At 67.3% G+C, this 23,543-nt stretch carries 31 protein-coding genes; 26 read left to right on the top strand and 5 right to left on the bottom strand.

The window, feature by feature from the left end:
* Positions 1-104: 104 nt before the first annotated feature.
* The gene (locus EEB18_RS22610; RefSeq protein ID WP_316248979.1) at positions 105-428 is read left to right on the top strand and encodes a transcriptional regulator domain-containing protein; all 324 of its coding nucleotides are present in this window, start codon (positions 105-107) and stop codon (positions 426-428) included.
* A complete protein-coding gene (locus EEB18_RS22860; RefSeq protein ID WP_410468141.1) occupies positions 346-894 on the top strand; it encodes a DUF2285 domain-containing protein in 549 nt (182 codons plus the stop codon). Before EEB18_RS22610 ends, EEB18_RS22860 begins: the two co-directional genes overlap by 83 nt.
* A 90-nt stretch (positions 895-984) precedes the next feature.
* Here the strand turns inward: EEB18_RS22860 and EEB18_RS21545 are convergent, their stop codons facing one another.
* Entirely contained in the window at positions 985-1,131 is a 147-nt protein-coding gene (locus tag EEB18_RS21545) for a hypothetical protein (protein WP_187140740.1), read from the bottom strand.
* A gap of 169 nt (positions 1,132-1,300) precedes the next feature.
* Between EEB18_RS21545 and EEB18_RS21540 the strand changes: the two genes are divergently transcribed.
* From EEB18_RS21540 to EEB18_RS21425, 24 genes are all read left to right on the top strand, one after another.
* Complete coding sequence (locus EEB18_RS21540; RefSeq protein WP_187140739.1) at positions 1,301-1,576, top strand: helix-turn-helix transcriptional regulator; 276 nt, start codon at positions 1,301-1,303, stop codon at positions 1,574-1,576.
* Entirely contained in the window at positions 1,573-2,466 is an 894-nt protein-coding gene (locus EEB18_RS21535; protein ID WP_187140738.1) for a replication initiator protein A, read from the top strand. The genes EEB18_RS21540 and EEB18_RS21535 overlap by 4 nt, the downstream gene beginning before the upstream one ends.
* Before the next feature lie 287 nt (positions 2,467-2,753).
* Positions 2,754-2,930 (top strand): hypothetical protein, encoded by a 177-nt coding sequence (locus EEB18_RS21530; protein WP_187669047.1) that lies wholly within the window; start codon positions 2,754-2,756, stop codon positions 2,928-2,930.
* Positions 2,927-3,448, top strand: coding sequence for a DUF2840 domain-containing protein (locus EEB18_RS21525; protein ID WP_187140736.1), 522 nt, complete (start codon positions 2,927-2,929; stop codon positions 3,446-3,448). Before EEB18_RS21530 ends, EEB18_RS21525 begins: the two co-directional genes overlap by 4 nt.
* Positions 3,445-4,059 (top strand): S26 family signal peptidase, encoded by a 615-nt coding sequence (locus EEB18_RS21520; RefSeq protein ID WP_187140735.1) that lies wholly within the window; start codon positions 3,445-3,447, stop codon positions 4,057-4,059. Before EEB18_RS21525 ends, EEB18_RS21520 begins: the two co-directional genes overlap by 4 nt.
* The gene (locus EEB18_RS21515) at positions 4,040-4,372 is read left to right on the top strand and encodes a DUF736 domain-containing protein (protein ID WP_187140734.1); all 333 of its coding nucleotides are present in this window, start codon (positions 4,040-4,042) and stop codon (positions 4,370-4,372) included. Before EEB18_RS21520 ends, EEB18_RS21515 begins: the two co-directional genes overlap by 20 nt.
* A 52-nt stretch (positions 4,373-4,424) precedes the next feature.
* A complete protein-coding gene (locus tag EEB18_RS21510; protein ID WP_187140733.1) occupies positions 4,425-4,766 on the top strand; it encodes a DUF736 domain-containing protein in 342 nt (113 codons plus the stop codon).
* A 4-nt stretch (positions 4,767-4,770) separates the two neighbouring features.
* Positions 4,771-5,511, top strand: a complete 741-nt coding sequence (locus tag EEB18_RS21505) for a lytic transglycosylase domain-containing protein (RefSeq protein WP_187140732.1) — start codon at positions 4,771-4,773, stop codon at positions 5,509-5,511.
* Positions 5,508-5,753, top strand: a complete 246-nt coding sequence (locus EEB18_RS21500) for a hypothetical protein (RefSeq protein ID WP_187140731.1) — start codon at positions 5,508-5,510, stop codon at positions 5,751-5,753. Before EEB18_RS21505 ends, EEB18_RS21500 begins: the two co-directional genes overlap by 4 nt.
* On the top strand, positions 5,750-7,498 hold the full coding sequence (locus EEB18_RS21495; RefSeq protein ID WP_187140730.1) for a relaxase/mobilization nuclease domain-containing protein: 1,749 nt from the start codon (positions 5,750-5,752) through the stop codon (positions 7,496-7,498). Before EEB18_RS21500 ends, EEB18_RS21495 begins: the two co-directional genes overlap by 4 nt.
* Before the next feature lie 17 nt (positions 7,499-7,515).
* Positions 7,516-9,498, top strand: coding sequence for a conjugal transfer protein TraG (locus EEB18_RS21490; RefSeq protein WP_187140729.1), 1,983 nt, complete (start codon positions 7,516-7,518; stop codon positions 9,496-9,498).
* A gap of 9 nt (positions 9,499-9,507) precedes the next feature.
* Positions 9,508-9,945, top strand: coding sequence for a CopG family transcriptional regulator (locus EEB18_RS21485; protein ID WP_187140728.1), 438 nt, complete (start codon positions 9,508-9,510; stop codon positions 9,943-9,945).
* Between the two features lie 93 nt (positions 9,946-10,038).
* On the top strand, positions 10,039-10,836 hold the full coding sequence (locus EEB18_RS21480; protein WP_187140727.1) for a hypothetical protein: 798 nt from the start codon (positions 10,039-10,041) through the stop codon (positions 10,834-10,836).
* 155 nt (positions 10,837-10,991) lie between these two features.
* Complete coding sequence (gene trbB, locus EEB18_RS21475; RefSeq protein ID WP_187140726.1) at positions 10,992-11,978, top strand: P-type conjugative transfer ATPase TrbB; 987 nt, start codon at positions 10,992-10,994, stop codon at positions 11,976-11,978.
* Between the two features lie 32 nt (positions 11,979-12,010).
* The gene (locus tag EEB18_RS21470) at positions 12,011-12,304 is read left to right on the top strand and encodes a TrbC/VirB2 family protein (protein WP_410468140.1); all 294 of its coding nucleotides are present in this window, start codon (positions 12,011-12,013) and stop codon (positions 12,302-12,304) included.
* Positions 12,304-12,585 carry a VirB3 family type IV secretion system protein gene (locus EEB18_RS21465; RefSeq protein ID WP_187140724.1) on the top strand — a complete coding sequence of 94 codons (282 nt, stop codon included), beginning with the start codon at positions 12,304-12,306 and terminating at the stop codon, positions 12,583-12,585. Before EEB18_RS21470 ends, EEB18_RS21465 begins: the two co-directional genes overlap by 1 nt.
* Positions 12,582-15,071, top strand: a complete 2,490-nt coding sequence (trbE, locus tag EEB18_RS21460; RefSeq protein WP_187140723.1) for a conjugal transfer protein TrbE — start codon at positions 12,582-12,584, stop codon at positions 15,069-15,071. The genes EEB18_RS21465 and trbE overlap by 4 nt, the downstream gene beginning before the upstream one ends.
* Positions 15,068-15,793: a P-type conjugative transfer protein TrbJ gene (trbJ, locus tag EEB18_RS21455; RefSeq protein ID WP_187140722.1), complete on the top strand. Its 726-nt coding sequence runs from the start codon at positions 15,068-15,070 to the stop codon at positions 15,791-15,793. The genes trbE and trbJ overlap by 4 nt, the downstream gene beginning before the upstream one ends.
* Positions 15,794-15,799: 6 nt before the next feature.
* Positions 15,800-16,150, top strand: coding sequence for a putative entry exclusion protein TrbK-alt (gene trbK-alt, locus EEB18_RS21450; RefSeq protein WP_187140721.1), 351 nt, complete (start codon positions 15,800-15,802; stop codon positions 16,148-16,150).
* Positions 16,147-17,430 (top strand): P-type conjugative transfer protein TrbL, encoded by a 1,284-nt coding sequence (gene trbL / locus EEB18_RS21445; RefSeq protein ID WP_187140720.1) that lies wholly within the window; start codon positions 16,147-16,149, stop codon positions 17,428-17,430. The genes trbK-alt and trbL overlap by 4 nt, the downstream gene beginning before the upstream one ends.
* A gap of 6 nt (positions 17,431-17,436) precedes the next feature.
* Positions 17,437-18,129, top strand: coding sequence for a conjugal transfer protein TrbF (trbF, locus tag EEB18_RS21440; protein ID WP_187140719.1), 693 nt, complete (start codon positions 17,437-17,439; stop codon positions 18,127-18,129).
* Complete coding sequence (gene trbG / locus EEB18_RS21435) at positions 18,116-19,135, top strand: P-type conjugative transfer protein TrbG (protein WP_187140718.1); 1,020 nt, start codon at positions 18,116-18,118, stop codon at positions 19,133-19,135. Before trbF ends, trbG begins: the two co-directional genes overlap by 14 nt.
* The gene (locus EEB18_RS21430) at positions 19,132-20,382 is read left to right on the top strand and encodes a TrbI/VirB10 family protein (RefSeq protein ID WP_187140717.1); all 1,251 of its coding nucleotides are present in this window, start codon (positions 19,132-19,134) and stop codon (positions 20,380-20,382) included. The genes trbG and EEB18_RS21430 overlap by 4 nt, the downstream gene beginning before the upstream one ends.
* On the top strand, positions 20,379-20,600 hold the full coding sequence (locus EEB18_RS21425) for a DUF2274 domain-containing protein (RefSeq protein ID WP_187140716.1): 222 nt from the start codon (positions 20,379-20,381) through the stop codon (positions 20,598-20,600). The genes EEB18_RS21430 and EEB18_RS21425 overlap by 4 nt, the downstream gene beginning before the upstream one ends.
* Positions 20,601-20,616: 16 nt before the next feature.
* Here EEB18_RS21425 and EEB18_RS21420 read toward each other — a convergent pair whose 3' ends face one another.
* From EEB18_RS21420 to gorA, 4 genes are all read right to left on the bottom strand, one after another.
* Positions 20,617-20,925, bottom strand: a complete 309-nt coding sequence (locus tag EEB18_RS21420) for a hypothetical protein (protein ID WP_187140715.1) — start codon at positions 20,923-20,925, stop codon at positions 20,617-20,619.
* Positions 20,926-20,975: 50 nt separating this feature from the next.
* A complete protein-coding gene (locus EEB18_RS21415; protein ID WP_187140714.1) occupies positions 20,976-21,887 on the bottom strand; it encodes a LysR family transcriptional regulator in 912 nt (303 codons plus the stop codon).
* 10 nt (positions 21,888-21,897) lie between these two features.
* The gene (locus tag EEB18_RS21410) at positions 21,898-22,080 is read right to left on the bottom strand and encodes a hypothetical protein (protein ID WP_187669046.1); all 183 of its coding nucleotides are present in this window, start codon (positions 22,078-22,080) and stop codon (positions 21,898-21,900) included.
* A 104-nt stretch (positions 22,081-22,184) separates the two neighbouring features.
* Positions 22,185-23,540: a glutathione-disulfide reductase gene (gene gorA, locus EEB18_RS21405; RefSeq protein WP_187140713.1), complete on the bottom strand. Its 1,356-nt coding sequence runs from the start codon at positions 23,538-23,540 to the stop codon at positions 22,185-22,187.
* Between the last annotated feature and the right edge of the window lie 3 nt (positions 23,541-23,543).

The following is a 23,543-nucleotide window of genomic DNA, read 5'->3' as shown; positions in this document are numbered from 1 at the left end:
ACCATATCTTTGTCTCTACGGTGGTGCTTCCTTCGCACTATCCGACAAGTAGGTCTTTCCTGAATCCTGCCCGGCCCGAGCCTGACCGCAGGCCGGAAGGGAGGATGCCGATGCCACCACGTCCAGGGTGGCGTTCGCGCGCGGCCGGCGATGAGCCGGAAGCCCCCGGACGCCCGGAGTTCGCCGCCGAGTTCCTACGCCGCAACCGCCGGTATCGGACCGAGCATGATGCCATGATGCGCCGGATCGAATCCGGCACGGTGAGCGAGGAGGCCGGCTTGGCGGCACTCGCCCGCCGATGGGGGTTATCCTTTCGCCTATGCGCCCTCCCAGCTTGCCGGACCGCTGTGTTGGCGGCCCGAGCTTGTCGCCACCACGATTGTCCTCGCCGCCGCGCCAGACGGATTCCTGCGCGCCAAGCCGGTTGACCCGGCCGCGCTCGGTCCGCTGCTGGCCGATCTTTCCGGCCCCGATGGACGGCACGTCATTCTAGCGGACGCCGAAGGCGAGCACCGCCTCTGGATACGCGACGCAGCGCCCGGCCAGCCGCTTGGGGCGTTCGTGCCGCTGGACCCGGATTTCGAGACGCGGATCACCAGCCTGCTGCGCTTCTACCGGAGGCTGCTAGGCCGGCGATCCGGGGCGCAACCCCGAGGCTGGCCGTTGACCGCGCAGCGCCGCGACCGGCTCGAACGGATGCTGCGCGCCCTCGACATGCGGCTGGCCGGCGCGAGCCACCGCGAAATCGCCGCCGCCTTCGGCCATGACAAGGCTGCGCGGTTGCCGGCCACGCAATGGAAAGTCTGCTCCGCGCGATCCGCAGTGGTGCGACTCGTGCGTGATGCCGAGCGCACGATGAAGCGGGATTACCTCAAGCTGCTGCGCATCCGCTGACCACAAGCCACGGGATCAACCGGCGGCGACCCGCTCCCGCAGCGCCTGATGATAAGGCCGATGGCGGCGCTCCTCGGCGTTGACGGCGGTCTACCGTTCCGTCTCCTGCACCTGACGGCCCATCTCATCCCAGCGCTCCGCCGACACTTCGTGCAGGCGGCGGCGCTGGGGAAGCTGTTCGCGGCTCGCTTCCGCGCGCATCGCGGCGGATCTCTCGAAATAGTAGCTGGCACTCATCGCGCGCTTATCCGGCGTTCCCGGCCGCAAGACAAGGCAGGCCGGCGGCCGCCCATCCGATCCGCGGGGGTGGTCACATCCGTGCCCCGCATATCTTCGAACTCCACCCCGCCGTCGTTCCTTCGCCATTTTCGCCTCCTGCCGCCGTGACACCCGCAGGAGCTGCCGGATGCCGAAGCCGAACGGAAATCCCCACAATTTGCCGCCGCGCCTGCTGCGCACGCCGGAGGCCGCGCGATTCCTCGGCCTGTCCGGCCGGACGCTGGAGAAGCATCGCTATTTCGGCACCGGCCCGGCCTATCGCCGGCTCGGCGGCCGCGTCGTCTATACCGTCGACGATCTCCAGGCATGGGCCGATCGCGGCACCAAATATTCGACCTCCGATCCGGGGCAGGACGACCTCATGCCCCGGCGCCTGCCCGAACCACCTCCGGCGCGGCCATGAGCAGGTCAGCTTCCCCCAAGGGCAGAGCCGATGACGGCGAACGCGCCGAGCTCACGCTGTTCCCGTCGATGGGACAGGGCATCGCCCCGCGTGACGCACAGGATCTGATGGCGTGGCCCTTCTTCAGCCTGGCTAAGTCGAAGCGGGTCGAGCCGATCGACTTCCGCATGGGCGCCACATGGATTTCGGTCGAGGCGGTGCTCGATCATGGCATGGCGACGATTTGGGATGCCGATGTGCTGATATGGGCAGCAAGCCAGATCGTCGCCGCACGCGACGCCGGTAAGCCCACGTCGCGGCTGATGGCGGCGACACCCCATGAAATCCTGACCTTCACCCGTCGCGGCACCGGCAAGGCGAGCTACGAGCGGCTCAAGGCCGCGCTCGATCGCCTGCAATCGACCACTATCGCCACCTCGATCCGCCAGCAGCATCAGCGCCGCCGTCATCGCTTCTCGTGGATCAACGAATGGCAGGAGCGGCTCGACGGCAACGGTCGCCCCCTCGGCCTCGAACTGATCCTGCCCGACTGGTTCTATGCGGGCGTCCTCGATCAGAGCCTCGTGCTCACCATCGACCGGGCCTATTTCGATCTCACGGGCGGTCTTGAGCGGTGGCTTTACCGCATCGTGCGCAAGCATGGCGGGCGGCAGGCGAATGGCTGGTCGTTCGATGTCGCCCACCTCCACCTCAAATCGGGGGTTCTGTCCCCGCTACCCAAATTCGCGTTCGACCTGCGCGCAATCGTCGGTCGCCAGCCTTTGCCCGGCTACCGGCTCGGCCTGGAGCGCACCTTCGGACGCGCGCGCCTGACCTTCGTCGCCATTCCCGAAGACCCGCTCGATCGCGCCATGCGCCGCCTGCGTCTCCAGCCTGTGGATAAGTCATGACCGGACTCGGACTATCGGTAATGGCGAGGTTCGGACGATCGGTAATGCCGGAGTCGGACTATCGGGAATTTCATTCCCCCGCAAACCCGTGGAATCGCTCGCGGAATCGCGTCTCTTCTAACTATGCTAATAGAGAAGAATACTTCGTATTCTTGCTAACGGCGTTGCGGGGTGTGAAAAATCCGTCGCGATCCGCCTCGCGGACGGCGCCACTTCTGCCGTTTCTACTACGCTATACTACTACGCCTTCGCTGGCGGCCTTGCAATCGCGGCAGGTTCGCGCGGGTATGATGCCTGGTGATGGCGAGCCGGCGTGTGCGGCCAGCCTGATCGTCGAGGCGTTCGGCGACGCCGTTCGTTGCGCCAACCCCAAAGCCATCGGCGGCGCGATCCCGCGCCCCGACGCCGCGCTCGATCCCGTGTTCGGGCGAACCTCCATCGATGCCCGCGGAGACGAACGATGAACGATAACCGACCGGCCGGCGCGCGCGCCGGCCGCACGCTCAGCGTGCTTGCCGGCGACGGTCTCACCCATGTCGAGCTGACATGGATCGAGAAGAAGCTGGAGCACTGGATACGCTTCGGGCGCATCGTCCAGGACCGCATCCTGACGCGCCGCACCCGCGTCGTCAGCTTCCGGCCTGGCGCGGTGTTCGCGTTCGTGCGCTGGGCGTCCAACGACTTCGGCACGATCGTTTCGCGCATCGACGTGGTGCGGGCCGTCGCGCCCCGCGAGCCCTACACGACGCTGCCGTTCGTGCGGCCGGGCGGCGACATCCTGCTCAAGATCGAGGGCTGGCCCAAGGTCGCCCAGGTGCTCGCCGCGATCGACGCGGTGGAGGCGGAGGGCGTCGATCCCTGCGACGCCGCGCCCGATCATTGGCGCCACGTCCATAACCGCATCGCCGCCGGCCATCAGCCGCGCCCCTACACGCTGGAGCGCCATCGCGCCTGGCTCAAGCGCCGGGAGATCGAGGGATGACACGCTTCGGCTATGTCCTCGCGACCGTCACCACGGCGGAATTGTTCGCGGCGCTGTTCGTCACGGTCGCGATCGTCCAGCCGCGCCCGCGCCTGATCTGGAACGCCAGCGCGAGCGCGCCGATCGGCCTCTACCGTCTCGAACGGGACGCCCATCCGTCCGTCGATACGCTGGTCGCCGTCCTGCCGCCCGCGCCGATCGCTCGCTGGCTCGCAACGCGCCGCTATCTCGCCGAGGGCGTGCCGCTGCTCAAGCATGTCGCGGCACGGCCGGGGCAACGGATTTGCCGCACCGGCGCCGTGGTCAGCGTCGATGCGCGACCCGTCGCCGTCGCGCTCTCCCGCGACAGCCGGGGCCGGCCGCTGCCGGTTTGGCGGGGATGCCGCACGGTTCAGTCCGGCGAGCTGCTGCTGCTCAACGCATCCGTCCGCGACAGCATGGACGGCCGCTATCTCGGCCCGCTGCCCGCATCCGGGCTGCTTGGCCGCGCGATCCCGCTGCTCACCCGCGATGCGCCCGGTGCGCCGCTGCGCTGGCGCGGCCTGCGCGCTCGACCCGCTTTCCACCCTGCCAACGAAAAGGAGTCTGGCGATGTCGCCCATGATCTTTGAATCCACCGCCGATGGCTATGCCGGCCGCGTCCGGCTGTTCGGCATCGACGAAGCGATCGTGCTGGTCGCCGCCGATCCGAGCGACGCCGAGGGCGCGCCGGATTACCGCGTCCACCTCGACGACGAAGACGGCCCCGACATCGGCGGCGGCTGGAAACGTGTCGGTGAGCGGGCCGGCGACTATATCGCGCTGGAGATCGACAGCCCGCTTTTCGGCGCGCCGTTCCGGCCTGTGCTGTTCCGCGCCGACGATAACGGACGCGCGCTGCGGCTGTCGTGGAAGCGTCCGCGCCCGCGCGATGATCGGGTCTGAGCGGCGACCGTCCTCAGCCTCTTTCACTCCCACACAAACGCGAGACTGACCCATGAACACGATCACGATCGGCATTTTCCGCCACGTTCGCGGCGCCTACCAGGGGCGACTCCAGACGCTTGGCATCGACACGCCGCTATGCCTTTTGGCCGTCGATCCACGCGAGGGCGAGGATGCACCCGATTGGCGTGTCCATATCGGCGACAGCGCCGAAGGTTCGCCGACAGGCGAAGCATGGAACCGGCTCGGGGGACCGGGCGGGTTCCACGTCGCGGTGTCGATCGACGGCCCGCTTTGTCCCCGGCCGATCGACGCGATGCTGCTCACCGCCGGCCGTGGCGACGTTCACCATCTGGTCTGGAGCCGGCCGACCGAGCGCGGCGAGGAAGGCTGAGGCGATGCGCCGGCTCGCCTGCCATCTGACCGCCGCGGCGTTCGCCATCACGTCGCCGCCCGTCATGGCGGCCGCGCAGGAGGTGCCGCCAGCGCGCACGACCGTCGCACCCGTCGCGTCGTCCGTTGTCGAGGCGGCGCGGCGGTTCGGGCTCCCCGAAGCGTGGATATGGGCGGTGATCCGCGTCGAGAGCCGGGGCAACGCCGGCGCCGTCTCGCCGGCCGGTGCGATGGGGCTGATGCAGGTCATGCCCGCGACATGGGCGGCGATGCGGACGCGCTATGGCCTGGGAGCCGATCCGTTCGACGTGCATGACAACATCGTCGCGGGCGCGGCCTTTCTGCGCCTGATGCTCGACCGCTACGGCAATCCGGCGGCGATGCTGGCGGCCTATAATGCAGGACCGGGACGCTATGACGACTGGGTTGCGCGGCGTCGTCCGTTGCCGGCCGAGACCGTGGCGTATGTGGCGCAGCTCGGCGACGTGACTGGCGGATCGGGAGTGGCTGGTGCCGTGCCCGATCCGCTCGCATGGACGCACGCGCCGCTGTTCATCCGTGTTGGCGCGGATGGCCCGGCCGCTGCTCCAGCGCGCGCTGACGACACATCGGGAACGCTGCCGCTGCGCATCGCCGCCGCAGAAGATGCGCGACCTGACACGCTCTTTGCCGTCCGGTCCGCTGCTGCGTCGCCGCAGCCGGATCGCACGCCGACCCCCGACTGGAGGGAGGCCGACGCACCATGACCGCCCGCTTTTTCATAGTGTCCGGTCCGAAGGTGAAAGGGGTCCGGAAGGCAGAAAAGTGCCAAAATCTAAGAGGGCAAGATACAAGCCGCACCCCAAAATCGCTGAAAGCCCTTGTCTTTCAGCGATTTGGTGCGGGTGCGTCGGTCGGCGAGCGTGCCGCTCGGAAGAAAAAGCCTAAGGATTTCAAAGGAAGTCGCAGTGCCACCGGCCATTCCGGCCGGGAAACGGTGCTGCCGTGAGCGAGGACGGCGAGTTCCGCATCCGGCCGGGCAAGGTCCGGCGCAGCGTATCGGCCTCGCGCAACGCGCGCGGCCTGGTGGCCGAGGTGCTGCGCGCCGCCGCCAAGTCGGGCATGGGCCGTCGCCACGGCTGGTCCGCCACCGCCCGGCGGGGGCAATCGAATTTCGGCCGGGGCCGGACCGCGTTCGCGCGCAGCCGTCTGTTCGCCCCGAGCCGGCGGGTCGCCGTCAAGGTGCTGCCGGTTGTCCAGCGCGGGCGGATGGCGCCGCTCTCCGCGCATCTGGCTTACCTCAAGCGTGAGGGTGTCACCCGCGACGGATCGCCGGCCCATATGTTCGGTGCCGACACCGATCGCGCCGATGATCGCGCCTTCGCCGAGCGATGCAAGGATGACCGGCATCATTTCAGGATCATCGCCTCGCCCGAAGACGCGACCGAGCTTTCGGACCTGCGCGAATATACCCGCGATCTCGTCCGCCAGATGGAAGTCGATCTCGGCACCCGGCTTGAATGGGTGGCGGTCGATCACTGGAACACCGACAACCCGCATGTCCATCTGCTGGTGCGCGGCGTGGACGATCAGGGCGCGGACCTGCGCATGTCCCGCGAATATATCAGCCACAACCTGCGTTCGCGCGCCGAAGAATTGGCGTTCGCGGAGTTGGGGCCGAAGCCCGAGCACGAGATCGAGCGCGGGCTGGAACGCGAGGTGACGGCCGAGCGCTGGACCCGGCTCGATACCGAGATCGGGCGTTCCGCCGACGAGCTGGGCATCATCGACTTACGGCCCGACCGGGCCGGCCCTGACGATCCGCGCATCCGTCGCCTGATGGTCGGCCGCCTCCAGCATCTCGAAACGATGGGCCTCGCGGCCGAGGCCGAACCTGGCCAGTGGGCGATGGCGCCGGACGCGCAAGCCAGGCTGCGTGAGCTGGGCACGCGCGGCGACATCATCCGCACGATGGGCAAGGCCCTTCAGGACTACGGCCAGCAGCGCCCGCTCGACAGCTACGAAATCGTGAGCGCCACGCCCGCCCGCCCGATCGTCGGCCGGCTAATCGACAAGGGACTGCACGACGAGGTTGCCGGAACCGCCTATGCCGTGATCGACGGCACGGACGGGCGCACTCACCATGTCCGCTTCCCCGGCCTTGAAGCGCTGGAGCACAGCACGCCGATCGGCGGCATCGTCGAGCTGCGCGCCGTAAGCCGGCCGAACGCTCCGGCGCCGACGCTGGTCCTCGCCGCCCGTTCCGATCTCGATCTCGCCGCCCAGGCGGGGGCGCGGGGCGCGACGTGGCTCGATCATCGGCTGATCGAGCGCGGTGCCGGCATTGCCGACGCGGGCTTCGGCGCGGAGGTGAAACGGGCGATGGACAGTCGTGCCGACCATCTGGTCCGCGAGGGGCTGGCCCGTCGCTACGGCGAGCGCATCGTGTTCGAGCGTGGTCTGCTCGATACGCTCCGCCGCCGCGAACTGGATGCGGCGGGCGCCGAGATCGCCGGCAGGACCGGGCGCACATACCGGCCGGTCGCGACAGGCGCGAAGGTGGCGGGCGAATACCGCCAGCGCCTGCCGCTCGCTTCCGGCCGCTTCGCCATGATCGATGACGGGCTCGGGTTCAGCCTCGTGCCCTGGTCGCCGGGCCTCGAACGACAGCTGGGGCGTCAGGTCGCGGGCGTCGTGCGCGACGGGGGCGGCATCGACTGGTCGCTCGGCCGCAAGCGCGGCCTCGGTCTCTAGCTTTGAAAGGAGTCGTTATGCCTGCCACCAAAATCCTTTGGGGCCAGATCGCCGCGGTGTTCCTGATCGTGCTGGTCTCGATCTGGAGCGCGACGCAATGGACGGCGGCCGCGCTCGCCTATCAGCCCGAACTCGGCCGGCCATGGTTCATGGTGTTGGGGTATCCGGTCTATCTGCCACCGGCTTTCTTCTGGTGGTGGTTCGCCTTCGATGCTTATGCGCCGACGATCTTCGAGAAGGGCGCGCTGATCGCCGCCTCCGGCAGTTTCGTCGCGATCATTGTCGCCATCACCATGTCAGTCTGGCGCGCGCGCGAGGCGAAGAATGCCGAGACCTACGGCTCGGCCCGCTGGGCGACGCTGCGCGAGATCAGGACCGCCGGACTGCTGGGTGAGGATGGCGTGATGCTGGGCAAGCTCGGCATCCATTATCTGCGCCATGACGGCCCCGAGCATGTGCTGTGCTTCGCGCCGACCCGCAGCGGCAAGGGCGTCGGCCTTGTCGTGCCCTCGTTGCTGACCTGGCCGGGCTCGGCGATCGTCCACGACATCAAGGGGGAGAACTGGACGCTCACCGCCGGGTTTCGGTCGCAGCACGGTCGGGTGCTGCTGTTCGATCCCACCAATCCAGGTTCCGCCGCCTACAATCCGCTGCTGGAGGTGCGGCGCGGCGAGTGGGAGGTGCGCGACGTGCAGAACGTCGCCGACGTGCTGGTCGACCCGGAAGGGTCGTTGGAGAAGCGAAATCACTGGGAGAAGACCAGCCATGCGCTGCTGGTCGGCGCGATCCTCCACGTCCTCTACGCCGAGCCCGACAAGACGCTGGCGGGCGTCGCCGCCTTCCTCTCCGATCCGGGCCGCACGATCGAGCAGACGCTGGCCGCGATGATGGCGACGCCACATCTCGGCGAGGCGGGCGTTCATCCCGTGATCGCCAGCGCCGCGCGCGAACTGCTCAACAAGAGCGACAACGAACGCTCAGGCGTGCTGTCCACCGCCATGTCGTTCCTCGGCCTCTATCGCGATCCGGTGGTGGCCGCCGTCACCCGCACTTGCCAGTGGCGCATAGCGGATCTTGTCAAAGGCGACCGGCCGGTGACGCTCTACCTCGTCGTGCCGCCGAGCGACATCAGCCGGACTAAGCCGCTTATCCGTCTGATCCTCAACCAGATCGGCCGCAGGCTCACCGAGGAACTGAACCCGAAGGGCAACCGCCACCGCGTGCTGCTGATGCTCGACGAGTTTCCGGCACTCGGCAGGCTCGACTTCTTCGAAAGCGCGCTGGCGTTCATGGCGGGCTATGGGCTCAAGGCGTTCCTGATCGCGCAGTCGCTCAACCAGATCGAGAAAGCCTACGGCCCGAACAACGCGATCCTCGACAACTGCCATGTCCGCGTCAGCTTCGCCACCAATGACGAGCGGACAGCCAAGCGGGTTTCGGATGCGCTCGGCACCGCGACCGAAATGCGGGCGATGAAGAACTATGCAGGGCATCGCCTCTCGCCGTGGCTCGGACATCTCATGGTATCGCGCTCCGAGACGGCCCGCCAGCTTCTCACCCCCGGAGAGGTCATGCAGCTTCCGCCGGACGACGAGATCGTCATGGTCGCAGGTGTCCATCCGGTGCGGGCCAAGAAGGCGCGCTATTATCAGGATGCGCGGTTCATGGCGCGGATCACGCCGCCGCCGGAGCCGGAACCTTCGGCGCCGCGCGCAGACGACTGGACCGGCCGCGTCGCGCAGGCCGACGAACAGGCGCTCGCCCGCATCGCCCGCGAACAGGAGGATGCCGCCAATGGCGGGCTGCGGCGTGAACCCGAGCTGCCCGATCATGTCGCCATCGTGAAGGAGACGACCGACACGCGGTCGCCCGCGCAGGAGTTCTCGGTCGTCGATGACGAGCCGGAGGACGCGGCGCGGCAAGCGGCCGCCCGACGCCAGCAGATGCGGGGGATTGCGCGCCAGGCATCGCTCGATCCCGGTGATGGCCTCGATCTTTAGGAGCGAACGATGCGCGTGAGGCTCAACGTCTATTTCCCGCCGGAGCTGGCCCGTCAGGTGGACGAACTGGCGATCCGGCGACGTATCTCGCGCTCGGCGATCGTCGAAGCGGCGGTGGCGTCTTATCTGTCGCCCGATGGATCCGATCGGTTGGAGGCCGCCTTCGCGCGCCGGCTCGACCGGCTGACCCGTCAGGTGCAGCGGCTCGAACGCAATACCGGCCTCGCCACCGAGGCATTGGCGCTATTTGTGCGCTTCTGGCTTTCGGTCACACCGCCGCTTCCCGACGAGGATCAGGCGGCCGCCCAGGTGAAGGGGCGCAAACGCTATGAGGGGTTCGTCGAGACGCTCGGGCGACGCTACGCCAGCGGCAAGAGTCTGCTCGACGAGATCGGCGAGGATATCGGCGCCTCCACCGAAAACGCGATGGAACAGGATAGCCGATAGTCTCTTGATCTTGAACCGTGATCCTTCGTCCAACGCGCGGCGGAGGATTCAAAAGGCATGGCGGGGAGTCTTTCGTAACGCTATCGTCCCGGCATGTCAGATATCGCCCTGCTCACCGCCAGTATTATCGCGCCAGTGATCTTCGGTTTTGTCTTCGCGAAACTCCTGCCAGGGGCAATCACAAAGTTTGTAGACAAGGAAATTGAGCGTCGCAGCGATATCAAGCTGGAAAAGGTGAAGGGAGAGATTCTGGGCTCCTACTCCACCCTGAAATCATCCGTGGATATGTTGACGGCGAGCAACTCCGGCTTGCACCCGCACATCATTGAAACTGTGACTGCCTTGTGGGGCTTGGTCGTGACCATGAAGCACAATTTCAGTGGCATGGTGGTGTTCGATACCCTGTTTCTCGCCGATGAGGCGGCTCAGGCGTTTCAAGATGAGGCTGCACACGCCAACCTGATCGCCTATGTCGAGGCGCACCGAAATGAATTTGACAATCTTGCGATCAATGGCGCGGTATTGGAGCCAAATCTGGACAAGCACCGTTTGTTTTGCGGAGATCGCCTGTGGCTGATATTTTTTATTATACGGGCGGTTTACATGCGATCTTCACTGCTGATCGCTCGATCCTTCCAGAAGGGAGATTATAACGATTGGCGGCAGGACGACGGCATCCGCCAGTTGTTGAGCGCAATTTTGCCCGAACAACTCGTTGCAGATGTAAGGTCACGCCCGACGGGTGGCCTGACAATGGCAATCGATCAACTGGAGGCACGATTTCTCCATGAAGCAACGCGTGTCATGTCAGGATCAAAAGCGATGGCCGATAGTCTCGCGGACATGCAATCCGTGTTGCTGCTTGAGAATGCAAAGGTCGCCGGGAAGTAAGGCAATGTGAGTGTCTTGATTCCGCCGCCTGCACTTATCTGCCGCCGCCTCTACTACGCCTCGACATAGGTGTTGCGACCGCCAGTTTTCGAGTTCTTTTAATGCACCCCTGACGCCGAGCGGCTGTTCGCCCGGCTCAAATCAGGGGCCGTTGCTTGACCGTCCAGCCGATCCGTTCCGAAGCCAGGGCACGCGGCGCGCGAATGCTGCGCACGGCGCTGGGGCCGTCCATCGCGGCGTGGCTGGACGATGCGACCGTCATCGAGGTGATGCTGAACCCGGACGGCCGCCTGTGGGTCGATCGGCTGGGTCAGGGCATCTCCGACACCGGCATGATGCTTGCCGCCGCCGATGGCGAGCGGATCGTCCGCCTGGTCGCCCATCATGTCGGCGTCGAGGTTCACGCGCGAAGTCCGCGCGTATCCGCCGAGCTGCCCGAGGGCGGCGAACGGTTCGAGGGATTGCTGCCGCCCGTCGTCGCGGCTCCGGCCTTTGCGATCCGCAAGCCCGCCGTCGCCGTGTTCACGCTCGACGATTATGCGGCGGCCGGGATCATGTCAGCGGCGCAGACCGAGGCGCTGCGTGAAGGCGTGGCGGGCCGCGCCAACATCCTCGTGGCGGGCGGCACCGGCACCGGCAAGACCACACTGGTCAACGCGCTGCTCGCGGAAGTCGCCACGACGGGCGACCGCATCGTGCTGATCGAGGACACGCGCGAGCTGCAATGCGCCGCGCCCAACCTCGTCGCCATGCGGACGAAGGATGGCGTGGTCTCGTTGTCCGATCTCGTCCGCTCATCGCTCCGCTTGCGCCCCGACCGCATCCCGATCGGGGAGGTGCGGGGCGCCGAGGCGCTCGATCTTCTCAAAGCCTGGGGCACCGGCCATCCCGGCGGTGTCGGCACCATCCACGCCGGCACCGCGCTCGGTGCGCTGCGCCGGATGGAGCAGCTCATTCAGGAGGCCGTCGTCACGGTCCCGCGCGCGCTGCTCGCTGAGACCATCGACATGATCGCGGTGCTGGTGCGCGACGGCCACGGCCGCCGGCTCGCCGAGCTAGCGCGCGTCGAAGGGCTCGACCCCGCCACCGGCGACTACTGCCTCACGCCACTTTCCACCGCCCAATCGGGAGACCTGCCATGATCCATGCCGTTCGGCATGGCGCACGCCGCGCCATGCTCATTCCCGCCACCATCGCCGCCTTGCTGGCGACGACACCGGCCTATGCGTCGGGCTCGTCGATGCCCTGGGAAACACCGCTCAATTCGATCCTCGAATCGATCCAGGGGCCAGTCGCCAAGATCGTCGCGGTTATCATTATCATCGTCACCGGCTTGAGCCTTGCGTTCGGCGACACCAGCGGCGGCTTCCGCCGGCTGATCCAGATCGTGTTCGGCCTGTCGATCGCGTTCGCCGCGTCGAGCTTCTTCCTCAGCTTCTTCTCGTTCAGCGGCGGGGCGCTGGTCTGATGGCGCTGGCAGGCGACATCGGTGAACCCGCCGCCGGCTTCACCGCGCCGGTGCATCGCGCGCTGACCGAGCCGATTCTGCTGGGCGCCGCGCCGCGCAGCCTCGCGATCCTCAACGGCACGCTGGCCGGCGCGCTCGCGCTCGGCCTGCGCCTCTGGATCGCCGGCCTGGTCCTGTGGGCGGTCGGCCATGCGATCGGTGTGTGGGCGGCGCGGCGCGATCCGCAGTTCGTCGATGTCGCCCGCCGGCACCTTCGTTATCCAGTCTGGATGCGGCCATGATGTCATTACGTGAATATCGCGACCGTGCCGCGCAGCTCGCCGACTTCCTGCCCTGGGCGGCGCTGGTCGGCGAAGGGGCCGTGCTCAACAAGGATGGCAGCTTCCAGCGCACGGCGCGCTTTCGCGGCCCCGATCTCGACAGCGCCACGCCGGCCGAGCTGGTCGCGACCACGGCGCGACTCAACAATGCGCTGCGCCGGCTCGGTTCGGGCTGGGCGATCTTCGTCGAAGCGCAGCGCATCCCCGCGCACGCTTATCCTGAATCCGAGTTTCCCGATCCGGCCTCGGCGCTGGTGGATATGGAGCGGCGCGAACAGTTCCGCGAGGAAGGCGCGCATTTCGAGAGCCTTTATTATCTGACGCTGGCCTGGATGCCGCCGGCCGAGGACGCCGCGCGTGCCGAAGGCTGGCTTTACGAGGGGCGCTCCGGCAGCGGCGTCGATCCGTGGGAGCTGCTCAAGGGCTTCATCGACCGCAGCGACCGCGTGCTCAATCTGGTCGAAGGCTTCGTGCCCGAAGTCCGCTGGCTCGATGACGCCGAGACGCTGACCTACCTGCACAGCACCATCTCGACCCAGCGCCAGCGCGTCCGCGTGCCGGAAACGCCGATCCATCTCGACGCGCTGCTCGCCGACGAGCCGCTGACCGGCGGGCTGGAGCCGAAGCTGGGCGATCATCACCTCCGCACGCTCACCATCATTGGATTTCCAAGCGTCACCTTTCCCGGCCTGCTCGACGAGCTGAACCGGCTCGCCTTCGAGTATCGCTGGGCAACCCGCGCGATCATGCTCGACAAGACCGACGCGACCAAGCTGCTCACGAAAATCAGGCGGCAATGGTTCGCCAAGCGCAAGTCGGTCGCGGCGATCCTCAAGGAAGTCATGACCAACGAGGCGTCGGTCCTGATGGACAGCGACGCTTCGAACAAGGCCGCCGACGCCGACACCGCCTTGCAGGAGCTGGGCGCCGACTATGCGGGCCTCGCCCTCGTCACCGCCAGCGTGACGGTGTGGGACCGCGACCCGGCCGTCGCCGCCGAGAAGCTGCGCCTTGTCGAGAAGGTCATTCAGGGCCGCGACTTCACCGTGATCCCCGAAGGCATGAACGCGATCGAGGCATGGCTGGGGAGTCTTCCGGGCCACGTCTATGCCAACGTCCGGCAACCCCCGGTCTCGACGCTCAATCTCGCCCACCTGATCCCCCTGTCAGCGGTATGGGCGGGGCCGGAACGGGACGAGCATTTCGGACAGCCCCCGTTGCTCTATGCAAGGACCGAAGGCTCGACCCCGTTCCGATTTTCCCTTCACGTCGGCGATGTCGGCCATGAGATCATCGTCGGGCCGACGGGCGCGGGCAAATCGGTGCTGCTGGCACTGATGGCGATGCAGTTCCGCCGCTATGCCGGGGCGCAGATTTTCGCCTTCGACTTCGGGGGCAGCATCCGCGCCGCCGCCTTGGCGATGGGCGGGGATTGGCAAGACCTTGGCGGCGGCCTCTCGGATGACGAAGCCGGCGTGCAGTTGCAGCCGCTCGCCCGGATCGACGATCCCGCAGAGCGGACCTGGGCCGCCGAATGGCTCGCGGCGATCCTGACCTCCGAAGGCGTGGCGATCGATCCGCAGGCCAAGGAGCATATCTGGTCGGCGCTCGGCTCGCTCGCCAGCGCGCCCGTGGCCGAGCGGACGCTGACGGGCCTTGCCGTTCTGCTCCAGAGCCAGCAGCTCAAGCAGGCGCTCGGCCCGTATTGCGTGGGCGGGCCGTGGGGCCGGCTGCTCGACGCCGAGGCGGAGCGACTCGGCGAGGCATCGGTCCAGGCGTTCGAGACCGAAGGGCTGGTTGGCGCCGGCTCGGCCGCGGCGGTGCTCTCCTACCTGTTCCACCGCATCGAGGGCCGGCTGGACGGCTCGCCCACGCTCATCATCATCGACGAAGGCTGGCTGGTGCTCGACAGCCCGGAGTTCGCGGCGCAGCTCCGCGAATGGCTCAAGACGCTCAGGAAGAAGAACGCCAGCGTCATCTTCGCCACGCAGAGCCTCGCCGACATCGAGTCCTCGGCCATCGCCCCTGCCGTCATCGAGTCCTGCCTGACGCGCATCTTCTTGCCCAACGAGCGCGCCGCCGAGCCGCAGATCGCGGCGATCTATGAGCGGTTCGGGTTGAACGCCCGCCAGATCGAAATCCTCAGCCGGGCGACGCCGAAGCGCGATTATTATTGCCAGTCGCGGCGCGGCAACCGGCTGTTCGATCTGGGCTTGGGCGAGGTCGCGCTGGCCTTCACCGCCGCCTCCTCGAAGACCGACCAACTGCGCATCGCCGAACTGATGGCCCTGCATGGCCGCGACGGCTTCGCCGCCGCCTGGCTGCGCGAAAGTGGCGTGGGCTGGGCGGCGGACCTGCTGCCCGTCTTCGCGCCCGACGATCCGCACGATGCGCGGCAGCGCCAGAGCGAACTTCCTCTCACGCCTGACATGGAGATCGAACCATGAAATCCGAGCCGATCCGCCGCGCCCTCATGGCCGGCGTTCTCGTCGCAACGGCCATCGCCCCGGTCGTCATGCCGATGCCCGCCTACGCGCAATTCGGCAGCGGCATCGTGTTCGATCCGACCAACTACGCGCAGAATGTGCTTACCGCCGCGCGCGAGTTGCAACAGATCAACAACCAGATCCAGCAGATCGAGAACCAGGCCACCTCGCTGATCAATCAGGCGAAGAACCTCGCTTCGTTGCCGTTCAGCACACTGGCGACGTTGCAGGCGCAAATCCAGCGCACCCAGCAGTTGCTCAACAACGCCCAGCGCATCGCCTACAGCGTCCAGTCGATCGATCAGGCGTTCACCACCCGCTACAATGGCGCCACCGCCTCGACCTCCGACGCGCAGATGGTCGCCAACGCGCAGGAGAGCTGGAAAACCAGCGTCGCCGCGTTTCAGGACACGATGAGGGTTCAGGCGGGCGTCGTCGGCAATATCGATGGCGCCCGCACCAGCATGAACGGCCTGGTCTCCGCCAGCCAGTCGGCGACCGGCGCCTTGCAGGCGGCGCAGGCGGGCAACCAGCTTCTCGCGCTCCAGTCGCAGCAGATCGCCGACCTGACCGCGCTGGCCGCCGCGCAGTCGCGCGCGCAAGCACTGGAAATGGCCCGCCAGACGCAGATCGAGGCGGACGGCCGCGAGCGGTTCAGCCGCTTCTTCGACAACGGCAACTGACGACCGATGCCCTCGCGCAACCTCAAGATCGCGGGCGTCGCGGCGCTCGCCGGCATGATGATGGCGGTGGTGATCGTCGGCACGACGAAGCGGGACCAGCCTGCTCCGGCGGACATGAACGCTTCGCCTGTCACCGCGGCGTCCGATCCGCTCGCGCGCGAGCTGGACCGCTGCGCCACGCTCACCATGCCCGACGCGGGATGCGAAGCGGCATGGGCGGCGAACCGCCGCCGCTTCTTCGGCCAGAACGACCCGTCCGCCGAGACGATCGGCACAGCGGATCAGGTCGCAGCTCAGGGACAGGGCGAGCCGCAGGGCGCGGCGCCGCTTCCCGGCGCGACAGGAGCACGGCCATGAACACCGGCGTCATCGACACCTTCCTCGACACCTTCACGCGCTACATCGACAGCGGCTTCGGGTTGCTCGGGAGCGAGGTCGGCTTCCTCTCTTCGACGCTGATCGTGATCGACGTGACCATCGCGGGTCTGTTCTGGGCCTGGGGCGCGGACGAGGACGTCTTGCAGCGCCTCATCAAGAAAACCCTCTACATCGGCGTGTTCGCCTTCATCATCGGCAATTTCTCGAACCTCGCCACAATTGTCTTTCAGAGCTTTGCCGGACTGGGGCTCAAGGCCAGTGGCGGCGGCATGGCGCTCGCCGACTTCATGAAGCCCGGCAGCATCGCCGCGGCCGGCTTGACCGCCGCACAGCCGTTGGTCGACGCGACCAAGGAATACGGCAGCATCTGGGCGGTCTTCGCTAATCTTGCGGCCATCATCGTCCTGATGCTCGCCTGGGTGATCGTCGTGCTCGCCTTCTTCGTGATGACGGTGCAGGTCTTCATCACGATCATCGAGTTCAAGCTGGTGACGCTCGCCGGCTTCGTGCTGCTGCCGTTCGCCTTCTGGCATCGCACCGCCTTCATGGCCGAGAAGGTGCTGGGCCACATCGTGTCGACCGGCATCAAGGTGCTGGTGCTGGCCGTCATCACTGGCATCGGCACCACCTTGTTCAGCCAGTTCACCACCACGGGTCTCGGGGCGACGCCGAACGCCCAAACCGTGATGGCGATCGCACTCGCGGCGCTGGCACTGCTTGGCCTCTCCATCTTCGGTCCCGGCATCGCCAACGGCATCGTTTCGGGCGGTCCGGCGCTCGGAGCCGGTGCGGCCGCCGGAACGGCGCTCGCGGCCGGCGGCGCGATCATGGGCGGCGTCGCCGGTGCGCGCCTCGCGGCCGGGGCTGCGGCAGGCGCGATCGGTGGCATGGCGACGGGCGGAGCCCGCGCCGCAGGCGCCGCCTCCGGCGCTTATTCGGCCGGATCGGCGGGCAAGTCGGGCGCGGCTTCGGTAGCCGGCGGCCTTGGCGGCGTCGGCAAGGCGGCGGGAAGCGCCGCCATGTCGCCGCTGCGCCGCGCCGCCGCTTCGATGAAGCAGAACTACCAATCCGGCCGCGCCGCGACCTCCGCCCCAGCGGCCGCGCCGGAAGCATCCGGCGCGTCCGGCCCCCCGGCCTGGGCGAAGTCGATGAAGCAACGCCAGACCATGAGCCACGGCGCGAGCGTCGCCGCCCACACGCTGCGCGGCGGCGACAGCCACGGCGGCGGCGCCTCGGTCGATACCAGCGAGAAGGACTAGCCGCTTATGTTCCGACGCCCCTCCATCCGCTATGGGCAGACGCCCGAGCCCGAGACGCCCTACCAGCGTGCCGCGCAAATCTGGGACGACCGCATCGGCTCGGCGCGCGTGCAGGCGAAGAACTGGCGGCTCGCTTGCCTGGCATCGCTGGCGCTGTCGGGCGGCCTTGCTGGCGGCCTCGTCTGGGAATCCGCACGCGGCTCGATCGTGCCGTGGGTGGTTCAGGTCGATCGGCTCGGCCAGGCGCAGGCCGTCGCACCCGCCGATTATGGCTATCAGCCCACCGACCCGCAAATCGCCTTCCATCTGGCGCGCTTCATCGAGGAGGTGCGCGGGATCGCCGCCGATCCGATCGTGGTCCGCCAGAACTGGCTTCGCGCCTACGACTTCACCACCGACAAGGGCGCGGTCGCGCTCAACGACTACGCGCGGTCGAACGACCCGTTCGCCAACATCGGCAAGGTGCAGGTCGCGGTGGACATCTCCAGCGTGATCCGGGCCTCGCCCGACAGCTTCCGCATCGCCTGGACCGAGCGGCGATATCAGGACGGCAGCCTCGCTTCCACCACGCGCTGGTCGGCGATCCTGACGATCGTGATCCAGACCCCCGCCACCCCCGACGCGCTCCGCAAGAATCCGCTCGGGATCTACGTCAACGCCATCAACTGGTCGAAGGAGCTGTCCGATGACGCATCCTGATGCACGCCGGGCTTCGCTCCCGGTCCTGCTGCTCTCCACCGCCGCGCTTGCGGGCTGCGCCACCGCTGGCGCGAAGCCGCCCGCCATCGCCTATGACGACGCCACGCCCGCCATTCAGGCCGTGCCCGCGCCCGAACCGTCGAAGCCCGTCGAGGTGATAGCGATCCCGCAGCCGCTGCCGTTGCCGGGTCAGTTGAAGCCGGTGACGGCCGCGCCGCGCGTTCCCGAGCCCGCGGACCCGAAAGAGCGTGTCGGCATCGCCAACGCCGCCGCCCGTGTGCAGCCGGTCAAGGACGGCTTCCTCAACGCCATCCAGCAATACCCCTATGCCGATGGCGCACTTTACCAGGTCTATACCGCGCCCGGCGAGGTGACGGACATCGCGCTGGAGGAGGGCGAGCAGCTTGCCGGCTCCGGTCCCGTCGCGGCTGGCGACACGGTGCGCTGGATCATCGGCGACACCGAAAGCGGATCGGGCGCGACGAAGCGCGTGCATATCCTCGTGAAGCCCACGCGCTCCGACCTCATCACGAACCTCGTCATCAACACCACGCAGCGCACCTATCACCTCGAACTGCGCGCGACGGCCGCGACCTATATGGCGTCGGTCTCGTGGACCTATCCGCAGGACAGGTTGATCGCGCTCCGGCGCGACAATGCGGCGGCCGCCAGCGCCGCGCCGGTGGCGTCGGGCGTGGATGTCGCCGCGCTGAACTTCCGCTATGCGATCGACGGCGATAACGCGCCGTGGAAGCCGCTGCGCGCCTTAGATGACGGCCGACAGGTGTTCATCGAGTTCCCGGCCGGGATCGCGCAGGGCGAGATGCCGCCGCTGTTCGTGGTCGGCCCGGCCGGTGCCGGCGAGTTGGTCAACTACCGGGTCCAGGGCCGCTACATGGTGGTGGACCGGCTGTTCGGCGCTGCCGAGCTGCGCATGGGCGACAAGAAGTCCCAGCAGAAGGTGCGGATCACCCGCACCGACGGCACGCACCGGGGGCGGTCATGAGCGGGGCCGAGCAAGGCCCGGCCGCGCCGGAGACCCCGGCGGGCGCCCCGGCGCCGGCCGCCGCGGCCGCGCCATCCGAAGCCTTCCGGCTGCGCGGGAGCCCGCCGCGCGTCATGCGGCTGTCCCGCAAGGCGCTGGCGGCGGTCGGCGTTGTCGCCGGCCTCGGCATCGGCGGCTCGCTGATCTACGCGCTGCGCCCCGCCGGACAGCATCAGGCCAAGGAGCTTTACAGCACCGAAAACCGGCCGACCGCCGATGTCATCGCCACCGCGCCGAAGGATTACGGGCATGTCCCGAAGCTCGGCCCCGCGCTGCCCGGCGATCTCGGGCCTCCGATCCTCTCGGCCGAGCAGCGCCGCGAGGCCGCGCTGGGAGCGCCGGGCACGGCCCCGGCCGGTCCGAGCGCGCAGGCGAACGCCGCCGTGGAGGCGCGGCAGCGCGTCCTTCAGGAGCGCGACGCCGCGCGCACCAGCAAGCTGTTCCTCGGCGGTGCAACCGCGTCCGCCGCGGCTCCCGCGCTTGCCCTCGCGGACCAGCCCGCCGCGACATTGCCGGCCGCGACGCCGACGACGCAGCCGGAGGACGCCAGCCCCAACAGCCAGGCGGAGAAACGCGCCTTTCTCAAGGATGATGGCGACCGCCGCGCCGTCAGCGCCGAACGGCTGGCGGCGCCGCCGTCGCCCTATGTGGTGCAGGCCGGCAGCGTGATCGCGGCCGCGCTCATCACCGGCCTCCGTTCCGATCTTCCCGGCCAGATCACCGCCCAGGTGACGCAGAACGTCTATGACAGCCCTACGGGCCGCATCCTGCTCATCCCGCAAGGCTCGAAACTGATCGGCGCCTATGATTCCTCTGTCTCGTTCGGGCAGAGCCGCGTGCTGCTCGCCTGGACCCGGCTGATCCTGCCCGATGGGCGCTCGATCGCGCTCGAGCGCCAGCCGGGAGCCGATGCGGCTGGCTATGCGGGCCTCGAAGACGGGGTGAACAATCATTGGGGCAAGCTGTTCAAGGCCGCGCTGCTCTCGACCATGCTCAGCGTCGGCAGCGAGGCCGGCACCAGCCAGAGCGAGAACAATCTGGCGCAGGCGCTCCGGGCCGGGGCCGCCAACGGATTCAGCCAGGCCGGTCAGCAGGTCGTCGAGCGCGAGCTGAACATCCAGCCCACGCTCACCATCCGGCCCGGTTTCCCGGTCCGGGTGATTGTTACGCGCGATCTTGTATTGGCTCCGGCGGGAGGTGGACAATGACCGCCAAACTCAGGCTGGGACCGATCGTCGATGAAAAGCCGGTGAAGCTGACCGTGGAATTGCCGGCGTCGCTCCACGCGGATCTCGCGCTCTACGCGCGCCTGCTTGCCGACGCCGGCGACGCGCCGATCGAACCGGGCCGGCTGATCGTGCCCATGCTCCAGCGGTTCATCGGGGCCGATCGTGCCTTCCTCAAAGCGCGGCGACAGCAAGGCTGACGGCGCGGCGGTGCGATCAGTTGCCCATGAACTTCCTGAATCGCGCCCTGCCTTCAGCTTCTGTGACGGCTTGCCCGGCATTGTCGCACTCGGCGCCGCGTACCGATCCTGACTGGCATCCCGCGACCACATGGCGCGCTTCATCTAGGTGCGCCGCAAAATACTGCGTTGCGCGCGGCGCCGTCTCGACGGGAATTGCGACGACCGGCTCTGCGGTTGCCACCGTCTGACGGGCGGGCGCGATGACCGGCCGCAGGATGAACCCCGCTCCGAACCCGACGATCAGCGCAATGGCGATAGAAATAACGGTGACGTTTGACTTCATCCTTCCTCTCCTTCGCCAAAGAAATTGTGGCAAGTGCAAGCATGTTTCCATCAGTCTATTTCGAAGGCCAGTGAATACCGGCTGCGCACGAAGGTGAGGAAACGCCTCAGTGCAGGATTGTCGCTCGCCTTGCGCCAATAGCCTGAATATCCGATCAGAGTCCGACCATGCGCGTCGTGGAGTTCGCGCAGCACCACGTCAGGATAGCGGGCGCCGGATGCACCTTCATAGGTGACGGTGACACCGAGCCCGCCGCCCAGCACGCTCATGATCCATTCGCGGCTGACGCAGCGCATCCTGATCTTCGGACGCATCCCGAAGGCGGCGAGGCGCCCGAGAACCATGTCGCGCAGCTCCGGGCCGGGGTCCTCGACGGTGAGCAGGAAGGTCTCATCGCGCAAATCGGTCCATTCCACGCTCTCCTTTTCGGCGAGAGGGTGCGAGGCGGGCAGCGCCACCAGGAGGCGTTCGCTCCAAAACGGCACGCGGCGCAATCCCTGATAACCGGCCTCGCCCGGCATGACGGCCAGATCGAGGACGCCGGCATCGAGCCCGGCGAGAAGCGATAGCCGCTCGCCCTCGACCCCTTCGAGATCGACCTCTGGATTGCTCGCGCGCCAGGCGAACAACGTCGCGCGCAGATTGCCGGCGGAAATCGGGCCGTTGAAGCCGACCGCGAGGCCGCCGGCACGGCCCTGACCGGCCTTCCGCATCGTTTCCACCAAGCGGTCGGAGTTGGCGACGAGATGGCGTGCCTGCGGCATGAACTGGCGGCCTGCGATCGTGGGCACCACGCCGCTGCGCGAGCGGATGAACAGCTTGGCCCCGATCACGCGCTCCAGCCGCAGGATGTTACGGCTCAGCGTTGACTCCTCCACCGCGAGTGCCCGAGCGGCGCGATGGAAGCTGCCGTGATCGGCTGCGGCGAGTGCATAGCGAAGCTGTTGGATGCCGAACGGCACGCGGTACTCCTCACTGGATTCTGCCACGCCCCTTACAGCGATTGGCCAAATCAAATTCCGTCATGCGGGTGAACACACTGTTTGCGTGAGCTACGTACTCGGCAAAAGCCGCGATAAGCTCGTCGAGAATCTGCCCGCTGAGCGCATTGAGTGCATCGGGCCTGATCACCGTCGCCGCTCCGCGCTTTTCCACTGCTCGGTGTGATAATCCCAAACATTCTCGGTCATGTTGCCTCCCCGCACCGGCAAATCTCGTCTGCGGCGCGAATGGTGCGATTTTCCTCCAGACGCCCCCGATCACGCGGCCGAGTGCATCAGTACCAGCTCCTCCGCCATCGACGGATGGAGCGCCATGGTGGCGTCAAAATCGGCCTTGGTGAGCCCCGCCTTCACCGCAATCGCGACCGCCTGGAGGATCTCGGGCGTGTCTGGACCGATCATATGCACGCCCAGCACACGCTCACTATCCGCATCCACGACCAGCTTATAGAAGCCGCGCTCGACGCGAGTGGAGAACATATTCTTCATCGGCCGGAAATCGCTGGTGAAGATGGCGATCTTCAATCCCTGAGCGCGTGCCTGCGCCTCGGTCAGACCGACACCGGCGAGTGGCGGCTGCGAAAAGACGACATTGGGGACATGGTCGTAGGATACGACACGCGGTGCTCTGCCGAACACGGTGTCTGCGAAGGCTTGACCTTCGCGGATCGCCACCGGCGTGAGCTGGATGCGGTTGGTGACGTCGCCGACCGCGTAGATGCTCGGACAGCACGTCGCGTTATGCCTGTCGACGGGCACCTCGCCCGCGTCGCCGAGCGTGATGCCGGCATTTTCCAGTCCCAGCCCTTTGGTCTTGGGCCGTCTCCCCGCTGCGACCAGCATGATATCCGCCGCGATGCGTTCACCGCCCTCAAGGCCGACCAGCAAGGAGCCATCATCCTGCCTGTCGGCGCGGACAATCGGGTCGTGGAAATGAAAATCGATGCCCCGCGCCCGGGTGATCTTGAGCAGCCTTTCGGTAAGACTCTCGTCATAGCCGCGCAGGATCCGGTCGGACCGGCTCACCATCGTCACCTTCGCACCGAGCGCATTGAAGATCGACGCGAACTCCATCGCGATATAGCCCGCACCCTGGATCACCACCCGCTCGGGCAAGGTCTCGAGATGGAAAACCTCGTTGCTGGTGATCGCCCACTGGTTGCCAGGAAATTCCGGAACCACCGGCCACGCGCCGACCGCGATCAGGATATAACGCGCCGAGATCTCGCGTCCGCTCGCAAGCCGGACCTTATTAGGGCCGGCCACCGTCGCGCGCTCCTGAAAACGCGCGATGCCGTGGGCATCGAGCGTGTCGATATAAGCCTTTTCGAGCCGAGCCACGTCGCTCGACACGAAATCGCGCAGGGCGGTCCAGTCGAAGCGCATGCCCCCGAAAGTCCACCCGAGCCTGGCCGTATCTTGTAGTTCCTCGGCGAACGCCGAGGCATAGACGAGCAGCTTCTTGGGCACGCAGCCCCGGATGACACAGGTTCCGCCGATGCGATGTTCTTCGGCCACGGCAACCCGGGCGCCGTGGCCCTCGGCGATCCTGCTGGCGCGCACTCCGCCCGACCCGGCGCCGATCACGAACAGATCATAATCATAGTCGGTCATCGA

Source organism: Sphingopyxis sp. OPL5, from assembly GCF_003797775.2.
GTDB lineage: Bacteria > Pseudomonadota > Alphaproteobacteria > Sphingomonadales > Sphingomonadaceae > Sphingopyxis.
The sequence above is the reverse complement of the archived record's forward strand: the minus strand, read 5'-3'. Positions and strand labels throughout refer to the sequence as shown.